2 protein-coding genes, 4 tRNA genes, 6 rRNA genes and 1 pseudogene are annotated in these 18503 nt (G+C 48.3%); 11 read left to right on the forward strand and 2 right to left on the reverse strand.

The window, feature by feature from the left end; translation table 11 throughout:
- Positions 1-359: 359 nt before the first annotated feature.
- The 10 genes from KW548_03720 (at position 360) to KW548_03765 (ending at position 11210) form a co-directional block, all read left to right on the forward strand.
- Positions 360-1913: ribosomal RNA gene (locus tag KW548_03720) — 16S ribosomal RNA — on the forward strand.
- An 89-nt stretch (positions 1914-2002) separates the two neighbouring features.
- Positions 2003-2078 (forward strand) — tRNA-Glu (locus tag KW548_03725).
- 314 nt (positions 2079-2392) lie between these two features.
- Positions 2393-5280 (forward strand): 23S ribosomal RNA (locus tag KW548_03730).
- 105 nt (positions 5281-5385) lie between these two features.
- A 5S ribosomal RNA gene (rrf, locus tag KW548_03735) occupies positions 5386-5501 on the forward strand.
- A gap of 351 nt (positions 5502-5852) precedes the next feature.
- Positions 5853-7403: ribosomal RNA gene (locus tag KW548_03740) — 16S ribosomal RNA — on the forward strand.
- Between the two features lie 67 nt (positions 7404-7470).
- A tRNA-Ile gene (locus KW548_03745) sits at positions 7471-7547 on the forward strand.
- A 43-nt stretch (positions 7548-7590) separates the two neighbouring features.
- Positions 7591-7666, forward strand: a tRNA-Ala gene (locus tag KW548_03750).
- 326 nt (positions 7667-7992) lie between these two features.
- Positions 7993-10880, forward strand: a 23S ribosomal RNA gene (locus tag KW548_03755).
- Between the two features lie 105 nt (positions 10881-10985).
- Positions 10986-11101, forward strand: a 5S ribosomal RNA gene (rrf, locus tag KW548_03760).
- The 16S, 23S and 5S rRNA genes sit together here with 4 tRNA genes alongside, the layout of an rRNA operon.
- 32 nt (positions 11102-11133) lie before the next feature.
- Positions 11134-11210, forward strand: a tRNA-Asp gene (locus KW548_03765).
- A gap of 639 nt (positions 11211-11849) precedes the next feature.
- On the opposite strand, the gene KW548_03770 is transcribed toward KW548_03765, so the two are convergent.
- On the reverse strand, positions 11850-13166 hold the full coding sequence (locus KW548_03770; GenBank protein QXX07182.1) for a sodium:proton antiporter: 1317 nt from the start codon (positions 13164-13166) through the stop codon (positions 11850-11852).
- Between the two features lie 169 nt (positions 13167-13335).
- On the opposite strand from KW548_03770, the pseudogene metH reads away from it, so the two are divergent.
- Positions 13336-17012: pseudogene (gene metH / locus KW548_03775) on the forward strand (methionine synthase).
- 61 nt (positions 17013-17073) lie between these two features.
- On the opposite strand, the gene mgtE reads toward metH, so the two are convergent.
- Positions 17074-18429, reverse strand: a complete 1356-nt coding sequence (gene mgtE / locus KW548_03780) for a magnesium transporter (GenBank protein QXX07183.1) — start codon at positions 18427-18429, stop codon at positions 17074-17076.
- Positions 18430-18503: the final 74 nt, after the last annotated feature.

An 18503-nucleotide genomic window follows, 5' to 3' on the forward strand; every position in this document is an offset into this window, starting at 1 on the left:
ATAATGCCTCCTTGTCGACAGGGCAAGGGCTCACAAGGGTTCAAGCGAAGTCGATAGGTTAACTAGCCAAGCGGAAGCGCTTAAGAAAAAAGTTTTAAAAAAAGTGGTTGACACTAAAACTTAAAACGCTAGAATAGCCGCCTCTTCCGAAGTGAAGTTAATCACAAAAGAAGAACGCTCTTTAACAATATAAACCTATCAATCTGTGTGGGCACTCGTTGATGATAATCCAATTAGATACCTCGGTATCAAATTAGGTTTCAATGATACGAAGTGACCATTGAATCTTCGGATTCAGCACAGTCAATTCAAACATTACTTTATGTAATGTTCAGTATTCATTGAGCCGACAAAATCTTAAATTGAAGAGTTTGATCATGGCTCAGATTGAACGCTGGCGGCAGGCCTAACACATGCAAGTCGAGCGGAAACGAGTTATCAAAGCCTTCGGGTGGAGATAACGGCGTCGAGCGGCGGACGGGTGAGTAATGCCTGGGAAATTGCCCTGATGTGGGGGATAACCATTGGAAACGATGGCTAATACCGCATAATAGCTTCGGCTCAAAGAGGGGGACCTTTTAGGCCTCTCGCGTCAGGATATGCCCAGGTGGGATTAGCTAGTTGGTGAGGTAATGGCTCACCAAGGCGACGATCCCTAGCTGGTCTGAGAGGATGATCAGCCACACTGGAACTGAGACACGGTCCAGACTCCTACGGGAGGCAGCAGTGGGGAATATTGCACAATGGGCGCAAGCCTGATGCAGCCATGCCGCGTGTATGAAGAAGGCCTTCGGGTTGTAAAGTACTTTCAGCAGTGAGGAAGGTGGTGTCGTTAATAGCGGCATCATTTGACGTTAGCTGCAGAAGAAGCACCGGCTAACTCCGTGCCAGCAGCCGCGGTAATACGGAGGGTGCGAGCGTTAATCGGAATTACTGGGCGTAAAGCGCATGCAGGTGGTTTGTTAAGTCAGATGTGAAAGCCCGGGGCTCAACCTCGGAATTGCATTTGAAACTGGCAGACTAGAGTACTGTAGAGGGGGGTAGAATTTCAGGTGTAGCGGTGAAATGCGTAGAGATCTGAAGGAATACCGGTGGCGAAGGCGGCCCCCTGGACAGATACTGACACTCAGATGCGAAAGCGTGGGGAGCAAACAGGATTAGATACCCTGGTAGTCCACGCCGTAAACGATGTCTACTTGGAGGTTGTGGCCTTGAGCCGTGGCTTTCGGAGCTAACGCGTTAAGTAGACCGCCTGGGGAGTACGGTCGCAAGATTAAAACTCAAATGAATTGACGGGGGCCCGCACAAGCGGTGGAGCATGTGGTTTAATTCGATGCAACGCGAAGAACCTTACCTACTCTTGACATCCTCAGAAGAGACTGGAGACAGTCTTGTGCCTTCGGGAACTGAGAGACAGGTGCTGCATGGCTGTCGTCAGCTCGTGTTGTGAAATGTTGGGTTAAGTCCCGCAACGAGCGCAACCCTTATCCTTGTTTGCCAGCGAGTAATGTCGGGAACTCCAGGGAGACTGCCGGTGATAAACCGGAGGAAGGTGGGGACGACGTCAAGTCATCATGGCCCTTACGAGTAGGGCTACACACGTGCTACAATGGCGCATACAGAGGGCAGCCAACTTGCGAAAGTGAGCGAATCCCAAAAAGTGCGTCGTAGTCCGGATTGGAGTCTGCAACTCGACTCCATGAAGTCGGAATCGCTAGTAATCGTAGATCAGAATGCTACGGTGAATACGTTCCCGGGCCTTGTACACACCGCCCGTCACACCATGGGAGTGGGCTGCAAAAGAAGTGGGTAGTTTAACCTTCGGGGGGACGCTCACCACTTTGTGGTTCATGACTGGGGTGAAGTCGTAACAAGGTAGCGCTAGGGGAACCTGGCGCTGGATCACCTCCTTATACGATGATTACTCACGATGAGTGTCCACACAGATTGATGGTTTATGTAGTTTAAGAGAACGAAGATATCCCAATATCTTCAACTTAGTGTCCCGTTCGTCTAGAGGCCTAGGACACCGCCCTTTCACGGCGGTAACAGGGGTTCGACTCCCCTACGGGATACCATCTTTAAGTGCATTTATTTAAGTGCTTTTAAAAATGGTTACTTCATGAGAAGTGATTAGCTCTTTAACAATTTGGAAAGCTGACGAATAACAACAATCCCCATCTCTATGAGATGCGTTGTTATTCATTGAAAAGTTCTCAAATCCTAACTTTCTCTAAATAAAGAGAGATTTAGGTACCAACACACATTCAAGTGTTCTTGGAAACATCCTTGCGATGTTTATATTTGAGTCCGGCAAAATCGAGTCTGCATCATGTTTAAATAATTGCAGACAACTTTGGTTGTTTGACCGTAAGACCCTTTGGGGTTGTATGGTTAAGTGACTAAGCGTACACGGTGGATGCCTTGGCAGTCAGAGGCGATGAAGGACGTATTAACTTGCGATAAGCCCAGATTAGGCAGTAAAAGCCATTTGAGTCTGGGATTTCCGAATGGGGAAACCCACCTGCATAAGCAGGTATCATTATCTGAATACATAGGGTAATGAAGCGAACCGGGGGAACTGAAACATCTAAGTACCCCGAGGAAAAGAAATCAACCGAGATTCCGAAAGTAGCGGCGAGCGAAATTGGATTAGCCCTTAAGCCTTTAATGCGTCAGGTGAAAGTTCTGGAAAGGTCTGCGATACAGGGTGATAGCCCCGTAACCGGCAGCGCATTTTAGGTGAAATCGAGTAGGGCGGGACACGTGATATCCTGTCTGAATATGGGGGACCATCCTCCAAGGCTAAATACTACTGACTGACCGATAGTGAACCAGTACCGTGAGGGAAAGGCGAAAAGAACCCCTGTGAGGGGAGTGAAATAGAACCTGAAACCGTGTACGTACAAGCAGTAGGAGCACCCTCGTGGTGTGACTGCGTACCTTTTGTATAATGGGTCAGCGACTTATATTCAGTAGCAAGGTTAACCATCTAGGGGAGCCGTAGAGAAATCGAGTCTTAACTGGGCGTCGAGTTGCTGGATATAGACCCGAAACCAGGTGATCTAGCCATGGGCAGGTTGAAGGTTGAGTAACATCAACTGGAGGACCGAACCGACTAATGTTGAAAAATTAGCGGATGACTTGTGGCTAGGGGTGAAAGGCCAATCAAACCTGGAGATAGCTGGTTCTCCCCGAAATCTATTTAGGTAGAGCCTCGGACGAATACTACTGGGGGTAGAGCACTGTTAAGGCTAGGGGGTCATCCCGACTTACCAACCCTTTGCAAACTCCGAATACCAGTAAGTACTATCCGGGAGACACACGGCGGGTGCTAACGTCCGTCGTGGAGAGGGAAACAACCCAGACCGCCAGCTAAGGTCCCAAATTACAGCTAAGTGGGAAACGATGTGGGAAGGCTTAGACAGCTAGGATGTTGGCTTAGAAGCAGCCATCATTTAAAGAAAGCGTAATAGCTCACTAGTCGAGTCGGCCTGCGCGGAAGATGTAACGGGGCTAAGCTGTAAACCGAAGCTGCGGCAATGCATTTTATGTATTGGGTAGGGGAGCGTTCTGTAAGCCGTTGAAGGTGAGTTGTAAAGCTTGCTGGAGGTATCAGAAGTGCGAATGCTGACATGAGTAACGATAAAGGGGGTGAAAAACCCCCTCGCCGGAAGACCAAGGGTTCCTGTCCAACGTTAATCGGGGCAGGGTAAGTCGACCCCTAAGGCGAGGCCGAAAGGCGTAGTCGATGGGAAACGGGTTAATATTCCCGTACTTCTTACAATTGCGATGGGGGGACGGAGAAGGCTAGGTGGGCCTGGCGACGGTTGTCCAGGTTCAAGTGCGTAGGCTTGAGAGTTAGGTAAATCCGGCTCTCTCTAAGGCTGAGACACGATGTCGAGCATCTACGGATGTGAAGTCATTGATGCCATGCTTCCAGGAAAAGCCTCTAAGCTTCAGATTGTAAGGAATCGTACCCCAAACCGACACAGGTGGTCGGGTAGAGAATACCAAGGCGCTTGAGAGAACTCGGGTGAAGGAACTAGGCAAAATGGTACCGTAACTTCGGGAGAAGGTACGCTCTTGACGGTGAAGTCCCTCGCGGATGGAGCTATTGAGAGTCGCAGATACCAGGTGGCTGCAACTGTTTATTAAAAACACAGCACTGTGCAAAATCGTAAGATGACGTATACGGTGTGACGCCTGCCCGGTGCCGGAAGGTTAATTGATGGGGTTAGACGTAAGTCGAAGCTCTTGATCGAAGCCCCGGTAAACGGCGGCCGTAACTATAACGGTCCTAAGGTAGCGAAATTCCTTGTCGGGTAAGTTCCGACCTGCACGAATGGCGTAATGATGGCCACGCTGTCTCCACCCGAGACTCAGTGAAATTGAAATCGCTGTGAAGATGCAGTGTACCCGCGGCTAGACGGAAAGACCCCGTGAACCTTTACTACAGCTTGGCACTGAACATTGACCCTACATGTGTAGGATAGGTGGGAGGCTTTGAACCCGGTACGCCAGTATCGGTGGAGCCGTCCTTGAAATACCACCCTTGTAGTGTTGATGTTCTAACTTAGACCCGTTATCCGGGTTGAGGACAGTGCCTGGTGGGTAGTTTGACTGGGGCGGTCTCCTCCCAAAGAGTAACGGAGGAGCACGAAGGTGGGCTAATCACGGTTGGACATCGTGAGGTTAGTGCAATGGCATAAGCCCGCTTGACTGCGAGAATGACAATTCGAGCAGGTGCGAAAGCAGGTCATAGTGATCCGGTGGTTCTGAATGGAAGGGCCATCGCTCAACGGATAAAAGGTACTCCGGGGATAACAGGCTGATACCGCCCAAGAGTTCATATCGACGGCGGTGTTTGGCACCTCGATGTCGGCTCATCACATCCTGGGGCTGAAGTCGGTCCCAAGGGTATGGCTGTTCGCCATTTAAAGTGGTACGCGAGCTGGGTTTAGAACGTCGTGAGACAGTTCGGTCCCTATCTGCCGTGGGCGTTGGAAGATTGAAGGGGGCTGCTCCTAGTACGAGAGGACCGGAGTGGACGAACCTCTGGTGTTCGGGTTGTCATGCCAATGGCATTGCCCGGTAGCTAAGTTCGGAATCGATAACCGCTGAAAGCATCTAAGCGGGAAGCGAGCCCTGAGATGAGTCTTCCCTGACCCCTTGAGGGTCCTAAAGGGTTGTTCGAGACTAGAACGTTGATAGGCAGGGTGTGTAAGCGTTGTGAGGCGTTGAGCTAACCTGTACTAATTGCCCGTGAGGCTTAACCATACAACACCCAAAGGGTTTTGATGGACTCAAAGCAAGAACAGATTGAATGTGTAGAGAACACGCTCTTAGTATAAGAGAAAGCAGCTTTCCGAATTAAAGAATTTGCTTGGCGACCATAGCGTTGTGGACCCACCTGATTCCATGCCGAACTCAGAAGTGAAACGCAATAGCGCCGATGGTAGTGTGGGGCTTCCCCATGTGAGAGTAGGACATCGCCAGGCTTCTATTTACTTTCATTTTTTAGAAAAATGAAAACAAAATAGCGACTTTGTCTACTGTGTAGACAAGTCACCATAAGATTCTAAAAAAGTTTAGAGTTTTATGTTGACTTCAACAGTCAGTCGCGTAATATACGCGTCCTGCTTAGGTGCTAAGGTACTGAAAGCACAGCTCTTTAACAATATAAACCTATCAATCTGTGTGGGCACTCGTTGATGATAATCCAATTAGATACCTCGGTATCAAATTAGGTTTCAATGATACGAAGTGACCATTGAATCTTCGGATTCAGCACAGTCAATTCAAACATTACTTTATGTAATGTTCAGTATTCATTGAGCCGACAAAATCTTAAATTGAAGAGTTTGATCATGGCTCAGATTGAACGCTGGCGGCAGGCCTAACACATGCAAGTCGAGCGGAAACGAGTTATCAAAGCCTTCGGGTGGAGATAACGGCGTCGAGCGGCGGACGGGTGAGTAATGCCTGGGAAATTGCCCTGATGTGGGGATAACCATTGGAAACGATGGCTAATACCGCATAATAGCTTCGGCTCAAAGAGGGGGACCTTCGGGCCTCTCGCGTCAGGATATGCCCAGGTGGGATTAGCTAGTTGGTGAGGTAATGGCTCACCAAGGCGACGATCCCTAGCTGGTCTGAGAGGATGATCAGCCACACTGGAACTGAGACACGGTCCAGACTCCTACGGGAGGCAGCAGTGGGGAATATTGCACAATGGGCGCAAGCCTGATGCAGCCATGCCGCGTGTATGAAGAAGGCCTTCGGGTTGTAAAGTACTTTCAGCAGTGAGGAAGGTGGTGTCGTTAATAGCGGCATCATTTGACGTTAGCTGCAGAAGAAGCACCGGCTAACTCCGTGCCAGCAGCCGCGGTAATACGGAGGGTGCGAGCGTTAATCGGAATTACTGGGCGTAAAGCGCATGCAGGTGGTTTGTTAAGTCAGATGTGAAAGCCCGGGGCTCAACCTCGGAATTGCATTTGAAACTGGCAGACTAGAGTACTGTAGAGGGGGTAGAATTTCAGGTGTAGCGGTGAAATGCGTAGAGATCTGAAGGAATACCGGTGGCGAAGGCGGCCCCCTGGACAGATACTGACACTCAGATGCGAAAGCGTGGGGAGCAAACAGGATTAGATACCCTGGTAGTCCACGCCGTAAACGATGTCTACTTGGAGGTTGTGGCCTTGAGCCGTGGCTTTCGGAGCTAACGCGTTAAGTAGACCGCCTGGGGAGTACGGTCGCAAGATTAAAACTCAAATGAATTGACGGGGGCCCGCACAAGCGGTGGAGCATGTGGTTTAATTCGATGCAACGCGAAGAACCTTACCTACTCTTGACATCCTCAGAAGAGACTGGAGACAGTCTTGTGCCTTCGGGAACTGAGAGACAGGTGCTGCATGGCTGTCGTCAGCTCGTGTTGTGAAATGTTGGGTTAAGTCCCGCAACGAGCGCAACCCTTATCCTTGTTTGCCAGCGAGTAATGTCGGGAACTCCAGGGAGACTGCCGGTGATAAACCGGAGGAAGGTGGGGACGACGTCAAGTCATCATGGCCCTTACGAGTAGGGCTACACACGTGCTACAATGGCGCATACAGAGGGCAGCCAACTTGCGAAAGTGAGCGAATCCCAAAAAGTGCGTCGTAGTCCGGATTGGAGTCTGCAACTCGACTCCATGAAGTCGGAATCGCTAGTAATCGTAGATCAGAATGCTACGGTGAATACGTTCCCGGGCCTTGTACACACCGCCCGTCACACCATGGGAGTGGGCTGCAAAAGAAGTGGGTAGTTTAACCTTCGGGGGGACGCTCACCACTTTGTGGTTCATGACTGGGGTGAAGTCGTAACAAGGTAGCGCTAGGGGAACCTGGCGCTGGATCACCTCCTTATACGATGATTACTCATGATGAGTGTCCACACAGATTGATACGTTTATACACGTTAAGAGACGATACTGGGTCTGTAGCTCAGGTGGTTAGAGCGTTCGCCTGATAAGCGAGAGGTCGGTGGTTCAAGTCCACTCAGACCCACCAATCTTCCTCCCAGAAGAATTGGCACACAGTATCAACACCTGATGGGGCTATAGCTCAGCTGGGAGAGCGCCTGCCTTGCACGCAGGAGGTCAGCAGTTCGATCCTGCTTAGCTCCACCATCTTTAAGCGCATTTGCGTAAGTGTTCTTAAAAATGGTTTTCATCAGCTATTTATTAGCAAAGAAAGCTAGCTCTTTAACAATTTGGAAAGCTGACGAATAACAACAATCCCCATCTCTATGAGATGCGTTGTTATTCATTGAAAAGTTCTCAAATCCTAACTTTCTCTAAATAAAGAGAGATTTAGGTACCAACACACATTCAAGTGTTCTTGGAAACATCCTTGTGATGTTTATATTTGAGTCCGGCAAAATCGAGTCTGCATCATGTTTAAATAATTGCAGACAACTTTGGTTGTTTGACTGTAAGACCCTTTGGGGTTGTATGGTTAAGTGACTAAGCGTACACGGTGGATGCCTTGGCAGTCAGAGGCGATGAAGGACGTATTAACTTGCGATAAGCCCAGATTAGGCAGTAAAAGCCATTTGAGTCTGGGATTTCCGAATGGGGAAACCCACCTGCATAAGCAGGTATCATTATCTGAATACATAGGGTAATGAGGCGAACCGGGGGAACTGAAACATCTAAGTACCCCGAGGAAAAGAAATCAACCGAGATTCCGAAAGTAGCGGCGAGCGAAATTGGATTAGCCCTTAAGCCTTTAATGCGTCAGGTGAAAGTTCTGGAAAGGTCTGCGATACAGGGTGATAGCCCCGTAACCGGCAGCGCATTTTAGGTGAAATCGAGTAGGGCGGGACACGTGATATCCTGTCTGAATATGGGGGACCATCCTCCAAGGCTAAATACTACTGACTGACCGATAGTGAACCAGTACCGTGAGGGAAAGGCGAAAAGAACCCCTGTGAGGGGAGTGAAATAGAACCTGAAACCGTGTACGTACAAGCAGTAGGAGCACCTTCGTGGTGTGACTGCGTACCTTTTGTATAATGGGTCAGCGACTTATATTCAGTAGCAAGGTTAACCATCTAGGGGAGCCGTAGAGAAATCGAGTCTTAACTGGGCGTCGAGTTGCTGGATATAGACCCGAAACCAGGTGATCTAGCCATGGGCAGGTTGAAGGTTGAGTAACATCAACTGGAGGACCGAACCGACTAATGTTGAAAAATTAGCGGATGACTTGTGGCTAGGGGTGAAAGGCCAATCAAACCTGGAGATAGCTGGTTCTCCCCGAAATCTATTTAGGTAGAGCCTCGGACGAATACTACTGGGGGTAGAGCACTGTTAAGGCTAGGGGGTCATCCCGACTTACCAACCCTTTGCAAACTCCGAATACCAGTAAGTACTATCCGGGAGACACACGGCGGGTGCTAACGTCCGTCGTGGAGAGGGAAACAACCCAGACCGCCAGCTAAGGTCCCAAATTACAGCTAAGTGGGAAACGATGTGGGAAGGCTTAGACAGCTAGGATGTTGGCTTAGAAGCAGCCATCATTTAAAGAAAGCGTAATAGCTCACTAGTCGAGTCGGCCTGCGCGGAAGATGTAACGGGGCTAAGCTGTAAACCGAAGCTGCGGCAATGCATTTTATGTATTGGGTAGGGGAGCGTTCTGTAAGCCGTTGAAGGTGAGTTGTAAAGCTTGCTGGAGGTATCAGAAGTGCGAATGCTGACATGAGTAACGATAAAGGGGTGAAAAAACCCCCTCGCCGGAAGACCAAGGGTTCCTGTCCAACGTTAATCGGGGCAGGGTAAGTCGACCCCTAAGGCGAGGCCGAAAGGCGTAGTCGATGGGAAACGGGTTAATATTCCCGTACTTCTTACAATTGCGATGGGGGGACGGAGAAGGCTAGGTGGGCCTGGCGACGGTTGTCCAGGTTCAAGTGCGTAGGCTTGAGAGTTAGGTAAATCCGGCTCTCTCTAAGGCTGAGACACGATGTCGAGCATCTACGGATGTGAAGTCATTGATGCCATGCTTCCAGGAAAAGCCTCTAAGCTTCAGATTGTAAGGAATCGTACCCCAAACCGACACAGGTGGTCGGGTAGAGAATACCAAGGCGCTTGAGAGAACTCGGGTGAAGGAACTAGGCAAAATGGTACCGTAACTTCGGGAGAAGGTACGCTCTTGACGGTGAAGTCCCTCGCGGATGGAGCTATTGAGAGTCGCAGATACCAGGTGGCTGCAACTGTTTATTAAAAACACAGCACTGTGCAAAATCGTAAGATGACGTATACGGTGTGACGCCTGCCCGGTGCCGGAAGGTTAATTGATGGGGTTAGACGTAAGTCGAAGCTCTTGATCGAAGCCCCGGTAAACGGCGGCCGTAACTATAACGGTCCTAAGGTAGCGAAATTCCTTGTCGGGTAAGTTCCGACCTGCACGAATGGCGTAATGATGGCCACGCTGTCTCCACCCGAGACTCAGTGAAATTGAAATCGCTGTGAAGATGCAGTGTACCCGCGGCTAGACGGAAAGACCCCGTGAACCTTTACTACAGCTTGGCACTGAACATTGACCCTACATGTGTAGGATAGGTGGGAGGCTTTGAACCCGGTACGCCAGTATCGGTGGAGCCGTCCTTGAAATACCACCCTTGTAGTGTTGATGTTCTAACTTAGACCCGTTATCCGGGTTGAGGACAGTGCCTGGTGGGTAGTTTGACTGGGGCGGTCTCCTCCCAAAGAGTAACGGAGGAGCACGAAGGTGGGCTAATCACGGTTGGACATCGTGAGGTTAGTGCAATGGCATAAGCCCGCTTGACTGCGAGAATGACAATTCGAGCAGGTGCGAAAGCAGGTCATAGTGATCCGGTGGTTCTGAATGGAAGGGCCATCGCTCAACGGATAAAAGGTACTCCGGGGATAACAGGCTGATACCGCCCAAGAGTTCATATCGACGGCGGTGTTTGGCACCTCGATGTCGGCTCATCACATCCTGGGGCTGAAGTCGGTCCCAAGGGTATGGCTGTTCGCCATTTAAAGTGGTACGCGAGCTGGGTTTAGAACGTCGTGAGACAGTTCGGTCCCTATCTGCCGTGGGCGTTGGAAGATTGAAGGGGGCTGCTCCTAGTACGAGAGGACCGGAGTGGACGAACCTCTGGTGTTCGGGTTGTCATGCCAATGGCATTGCCCGGTAGCTAAGTTCGGAATCGATAACCGCTGAAAGCATCTAAGCGGGAAGCGAGCCCTGAGATGAGTCTTCCCTGACCCCTTGAGGGTCCTAAAGGGTTGTTCGAGACTAGAACGTTGATAGGCAGGGTGTGTAAGCGTTGTGAGGCGTTGAGCTAACCTGTACTAATTGCCCGTGAGGCTTAACCATACAACACCCAAAGGGTTTTGATGGACTCAAAGCAAGAACAGATTGAATGTGTAGAGAACACGCTCTTAATATAAGAGAAAGCAGCTTTCCGAATTAAAGAATTTGCTTGGCGACCATAGCGTTGTGGACCCACCTGATTCCATGCCGAACTCAGAAGTGAAACGCAATAGCGCCGATGGTAGTGTGGGGCTTCCCCATGTGAGAGTAGGACATCGCCAGGCTTTAAATTTAGACTCAAGAGTCTAACCAGTGCGGAGCGGTAGTTCAGTTGGTTAGAATACCGGCCTGTCACGCCGGGGGTCGCGGGTTCGAGTCCCGTCCGCTCCGCCACTTATTTAGAAAAAGCCCTAACAGCAATGTTAGGGTTTTTTCGTATCTGCGGTATTATTTTTGAGTCTGTGACCAATGGTTCCCAATTAGAAATAGGCCCGAACTAGGCATCTCCAATGTTTGCAACTTCTTGAGAAATAGGGGGCGTTTAGAGCACAACTGCTCTCTTGCAGAGAATGAGCTCAACTTGAGCACAGAAGATCGTAGCTCATACTTATTCCCGACCTCAACAGCTATGCTGGGTAACTGGTTGCAAGTGCGGAGTTATTTTGCTCTTCGGCTAATGAGTTTATACATACTGCAGGACTAGTGACCCAAGGTTTACCGAGAAACTTAAGCTTTTCAGTTGATCTGTTATTGGAAAACTATTTACTTAAAGATTGACTGACGGCTCTATAACTAGTTGTGGAGGCGAAACAAAAGTGAATTTACCGCCATTTGCGCATAGACCAGTATAGGAACTTGGTTCTTGGTGAAAGTCATAATCGACTTCTATTTACAGATAATTACAATCTGCTCAAACAGCTTTCCACCCTATTGATTCCAGCCCTGAAAGTGAATAAGCGTCCATCTCTGTTTATCGCCGGATAACAAAAAGCCGCTCATAGAGCGGCTTTCAAATGGGTAATTCGATATTGGTTATTCTTTATCAGATGACTCCACTGAGCTCGGCTCAGGCTGCATTTCTTTCTCTGCTTTCTTTGCTTTTTCTATCATAGGAGTGATTGTCGAACCTTGAACGAGGATCGAGAACACCACGACAGAATAAGTCATGACTAGAATGATTTCTTTTACGTCGATGAGTTTGTCTTGGATAACCCAAATCCCTGAAGGGATGGAGAGCGCCATCGCTAACGCTAGACCACCTCGTAGCCCACCCCAAGTCAGAATTTTTACTGACCAAGGATTGTACTGGCGATGACGTTTAAATCCAATATATGAACAGAACACGCTTAGATAGCGAGCAGCGAGTACTAATGGAACTGAAAACGCCATGAGAATCCAATCTTCCTTGTGGAATTCAAATAGCAACATCGACATACCGATTAATAGGAACAGAACGCCGTTGAGGAACTCATCGACCAGCTCCCAGAAATGATCGAGGTGATCTTCACTTTCTTTAGAGAATCCGATAAATCGGGTCCAGTTCCCGATCATAATACCGGATACCACCATCGCTAATGGTCCTGAAACGTGCAGAACTTCAGCAAACGCATAGCCAGCGGTCGGTATACCTATGGTCAGTAGTAACTCCATAGAGTGGTCATCGGTCGCACTGATAAGGTAGTGGAACAGCAGGCCAAGTGCAAAACCATAGACGATGCCGCCAATGGCTTCCTGAATGAACAGCATTGTCACGCTGCCGACCGTTGGTGCTTCAGTGCCAAAAGCGATCGTAAACAGGGTGACAAAAATGACGAGGCCAAAACCATCGTTAAATAAGGACTCACCTTCGATCTGGGTTGAGATACGTTCCGGCGCATCCAGCTTTTTTACGATAGCCAGTACTGCAATTGGGTCAGTTGGAGAGATTAATGCACCAAATAATAGGCAGTAAACTAAGTCGAATTGCACGCCTATCAAATGGCAGAAACCATAAAGTGCGAAACCAATAAAGAAGGTCGAGAACAGTGTTGCTCCCAGCGCGAGCACGGTAATTTCCCATTTCTGGTTTTTAAGGTGAGGGAGTTTAATCCCCAAACCGCCTGCAAATAGAAGAAAGCCTAAGATCCCTTTCAGCAAAAAATCTTCGAAGTTAATGCTCGATATTGTCTTCGAAGCAATTTCTGTTAAATGGAACCAGTTGTTTTGACCTGCAATAAGAATAAGAAGAGATAAAACCATTGAGCCAGCTGTGATGGCAATTGTGGTTTGCATTTTACCTATCTTGCTGTTTACAAAAGCGATTAACATTGCTGCTGCGGACAGAAAACAGAGAGTGTAATAGACCGACATTGGATACCCAGGATGTAACAAATTATGAAGGAGAATTTTGTTCTCGACGTGATTAAATAGCAAACACTTTTTTGTCATGTAGAGGTGATTAATTTAGTCATTTAGACGTCTAGACTCCTTTTTAATGTGTGATAGGATGGACAGATAACTAAAGGAATGAGGCTGTACTGTGGGAAGTAATGTGAGACAACAGATAGAAGCTCAACTAAGTAAGCGCATCTTACTGATAGATGGTGGTATGGGGACCATGATCCAGAGCCATAAGCTGGAAGAAGCTGACTATAGAGGTGAGCGTTTTTCCGATTGGCATTGTGACCTGAAAGGCAATAATGATCTTTTGGTTCTGACACAGCCCAAATTAATTAAAGATATCCATGCTGAGTATTTGGAAGCTGGCGCGGATATTCTTGAGACCAACACATTTAACGCAACGACGATCGCAATGGCTGACTACGATATGGAAAGCCTGAGTGAAGAAATCAACTTTGAAGCTGCGAGGTTGGCTCGCGAAGTGGCAGACGAGTGGACGGCAAAAACGCCAAATAGGCCACGCTATGTGGCGGGTGTTCTCGGCCCAACGAACCGTACTTGTTCGATTTCACCTGATGTAAATGACCCCGGTTATCGCAATGTTACGTTTGATGAGCTAGTTGCTGCGTATTCCGAATCGACGCGCGCCTTAATTAAAGGTGGCTCAGACCTCATTCTGATTGAAACTATTTTTGATACCTTAAATGCGAAGGCTTGTGCCTTTGCTGTCGACAGTGTTTTCGAAGAGATGGGTGTTAAATTACCGATCATGATTTCGGGAACGATCACTGATGCTTCAGGACGAACGCTTTCTGGTCAAACAACGGAAGCGTTTTACAATTCACTACGTCACGTTCAGCCGCTGTCATTTGGGTTGAACTGTGCTTTAGGCCCAGACGAGCTCCGTCCATACGTTGAAGAAATGTCACGTATTTCAGAAAGCTTTGTCTCCGCGCACCCGAATGCGGGTTTACCGAATGCATTTGGTGAATACGACCTCTCACCAGAGGATATGGCCACGCACGTTAAAGAATGGGCAAAAAGTGGCTTCCTGAACTTAATAGGTGGGTGTTGTGGTACCACACCAGAACATATTCGTAAGATGGCAGAGGCCGTTGAAGGTGTGGCTCCCCGTCAACTCCCAGACTTAAATGTGGCGTGTCGTTTGTCTGGTCTTGAGTCGCTAGCTATTGAAAAAGACACTTTATTCGTCAATGTTGGTGAACGAACTAACGTGACTGGCTCTGCTCGTTTCAAGCGCTTGATTAAAGAAGAGCTCTATGATGAAGCGTTAGAAGTTGCTCGGCAGCAGGTGGAAAATGGCGCTCAGATCATCGATATCAATATGGATGAGGGCATGTTGGATGCCGAAGCATGTATGGTGCGTTTCCTCAATCTGTGTGCATCTGAGCCAGAGATCTCTAAAGTACCTATCATGGTCGACTCCTCTAAGTGGGAGGTCATTGAAGCCGGACTGAAATGTATTCAGGGTAAAGGCATTGTTAACTCTATCTCGCTCAAAGAAGGCAAAGAGAAGTTTATTGAGCAGGCTAAGCTAATCCGTCGCTATGGTGCTGCTGTCATCGTCATGGCGTTTGATGAAGTAGGACAGGCAGAAACACGCGAGCGTAAGCTTGAAATCTGTACCAACGCCTATCGTATTCTGGTTGATGAAGTCGGCTTCCCACCTGAAGACATTATCTTTGACCCGAATATCTTTGCTGTTGCGACAGGTATTGAAGAGCACAACAATTATGCGGTCGATTTTATCGGCGCTGTTGCCGACATTAAGCGAGATTTGCCGCATGCGATGATTTCTGGCGGTGTGTCGAACGTCTCGTTCTCGTTCCGTGGTAATAACTATGTACGTGAAGCGATTCACGCTGTATTCCTTTATCACTGTTTCAAAAATGGTATGGATATGGGGATCGTCAATGCAGGTCAACTGGAGATTTACGACAACGTCCCTGAGAAATTGCGTGAAGCCGTAGAAGACGTGGTACTAAACCGTCGCGATGATGGTACCGAGCGCTTGCTCGATATTGCGGCTGAGTACGCAGGTAAAGGTGTCGGTAAGGAAGAAGATGCCTCTGCGCTTGAATGGCGTACTTGGTCAGTTGAGAAGCGATTAGAGCATGCATTAGTCAAGGGATCACCGAGTTTATCGTTGAAGATACTGAAGAGGCTCGTGTTAATGCCAGTAAACCATTGGAGGTGATTGAAGGGCCGCTAATGGATGGCATGAATGTGGTCGGCGACTTATTTGGTGAAGGTAAAATGTTCCTTCCTCAAGTGGTGAAATCCGCACGTGTAATGAAGCAGGCAGTAGCGCATTTAGAGCCATTCATTAACAAGGAAAAACAAGCGGGTTCTTCAAACGGTAAGATACTACTGGCAACAGTGAAAGGGGATGTTCACGATATTGGTAAGAATATCGTTGGTGTTGTACTTCAATGTAACAACTATGAGATCATTGATCTTGGCGTGATGGTGCCATGTGAGCAGATCCTCAAGGTCGCCAAAGAAGAGAATGTAGATATTATTGGTCTGTCCGGCCTGATTACTCCTTCATTGGACGAAATGGTGCATGTGGCGAAAGAGATGGAGCGTCTTGATTTCGATCTGCCATTACTGATCGGTGGCGCGACAACGTCGAAAGCACACACTGCGGTTAAGATTGAGCAAAACTACAAGCACCCAGTGGTTTACGTTAACAATGCTTCAAGAGCCGTTGGAGTATGTACTTCATTGCTATCTGACGAGCGTCGTCCTGAATTTGTTGAAAAACTTGATGCCGACTACGTGCGTGTACGTGACCAGCATAATCGCAAGAAACCGCGTACGAAACCTATCACTTTAGAACAAGCACGAGCAAATAAGGTCGCGATTGACTGGGAAACGTATACTCCACCAGAGCCAGCTAAACCGGGTGTACATGTTTTCGATGATTTTGAGATAGCAACATTACGTGAATACATTGACTGGACTCCATTCTTTATGACTTGGTCTTTAGTTGGTAAGTACCCTGCCATTCTTGAACACGAAGAAGTCGGAGAAGAAGCAAAGAGGTTGTTTGCTGATGCGAATGAGCTGCTTGATAGGGTCGAGCGAGAAGGTTTGCTTAAAGCACGTGGTATGTGTGCGTTATTCCCAGCAGCAAGTATTGGAGATGATATCGAAGTGTACACCGATGAGTCGCGTACTAAAGTGGCTAAAGTATTGCACAATCTTCGTCAGCAGACTGAGAAGCCCAAAGGCTATAATTACTGTCTCTCCGATTACATCGCTCCAAAATCTTCAGGTAAGAAAGACTGGATTGGCGCATTCGCGGTAACCGGTGGTATTGGAGAACGTGAACTCGCTGATGAATACAAAGCAGCGGGAGATGATTACAATGCGATTATGATTCAAGCTGTGGCGGATCGCTTGGCTGAAGCTTTTGCTGAGTACCTGCATGAAAAAGTGCGTAAGGAAATTTGGGGATATTCTGCGGATGAAGATCTTTCTAACGATGATCTGATTCGTGAAAAATATCAAGGTATTCGCCCAGCTCCAGGTTATCCAGCCTGTCCAGAGCATACTGAGAAAGGTCCACTTTGGGAGTTGCTCAAAGTGGAAGAGACGATTGAGATGTCTTTGACCAGCAGCTATGCAATGTGGCCAGGAGCCTCTGTATCAGGGTGGTACTTCTCTCACCCAGATTCACGTTACTTTGCGATCGCGCAGATCCAGCCGGATCAGGTCGAAAGTTACGCTGATCGTAAAGGTTGGGATAGGTTAGAAGCTGAAAAGTGGTTAGGACCAAATATTAACTGATTCTCTACAAGTTGATCAAAAAGCACAGCAAAAGCTGTGCTTTTTTATTGATGATTGCCTATCAGATCATAATGGTAGCAAGACCAAGGAACACTGAGAGGCCAATCACATCGGTGACTGTGGTTAAGGCCATCCCTCCGGCCAAAGCAGGGTCGATATTCATTTTCTTTAATAAGATAGGGATGGTGACACCCGCGATTCCAGCGACCAGAAGGTTGGTTAACATGGCTGCGGAAATAATCCCGCCGAGCATCCAGTTACCTTTCCATGCTATGACGATACCACCAATGATCAGTGCCCACATGATACCGTTCAACAGGCCGATTGCTGCTTCTTTCATTAGCAGCTCGCGTTTGTTGGCATCACCGATATGGCCCAATGCGAGGCCTCGGATTACCAGAGCAACAGTTTGGTTGCCTGCCACGCCGCCCATAGAAGGAACGATAGTCATCAAAACAGCAATGGCCGCCATCTGATTTAATGTGGCTTCAAACATGTTTGAAACTGATGCCGCCGCAAGCGCAGCTAACACGTTTGCACCTAGCCAGATACTACGCTTACGAGCCGACTTAACCACTGGTGCAAAGGTATCTTCATCATCGTCCATACCCGCCATACTCATCATGGAGTGTTCCGCGTCTTCACGAATTACATCCACCACGTCATCAATGGTAATACGACCGACAAGATGCTGGTTCTCGTCAATGACGGGAGCGGAAACCCAGTTACGGCGCTCAAACAGGCTGGCAATATCGGAATCGCTCATGGTGACTTCGATGGCTTCGTCCACATCTTGCATCACTTCAGAGACTTTGATATCGGGTTGGGTAGTGATTAGGGTCGTGATCGGCAATTGACCGAGCAGCTGGCTGTTCTCATCTATCACATACAGTGCGTCGGTTGCATCAGGCAGCTCCCCTTTCATACGCAAATAACGCAAGACGACATCGACATCGACATCACCACGAATGGTGATTACGTCGGTGTTCATCAGTCCGCCAGCGCTATCCTCAGGGTAAGAAAGCGCGGTTTCCACTCGCAAGCGATCGGCGGTGTCCATTTGGGACAGAACTTCACGTGAGACATCGTCTGGTAGACTACGTAAAACGTAAGCAACATCATCAGTGTCCATGCCCTCTGTCGCTTCGGCCAGCATTTCGGGTTCCATTTTAGAAACCAGAGCATCTTTGACGTCTTCGTTCAATTCATCGAGGATTTCACCGTAATCTTCGGGATCAGTAAGTTGCCAAAGGACTTCACGACTTTTACGTGGAGAGGCTTCTAAGAGATGGGCAATATCTTCTGGTTCCATGTCATGAAGCTGACGACGGACATGGACAAATCGACCATTTTCTAGAGCTTCTGTGACTTCTTGGAGGGCTTGGTGAGCTTGGTCAAATTCAATTTGCTCGGCCATACATTCCCCCTAACTCTATCTGCTTACAATGCGTCGAATAGTAACTTAATTTTAGTGTTTATTTAATAAGTTAA

The organism is Vibrio neptunius (genome assembly GCA_019339365.1).
Taxonomy (GTDB): Bacteria; Pseudomonadota; Gammaproteobacteria; order Enterobacterales; family Vibrionaceae; genus Vibrio; species Vibrio neptunius.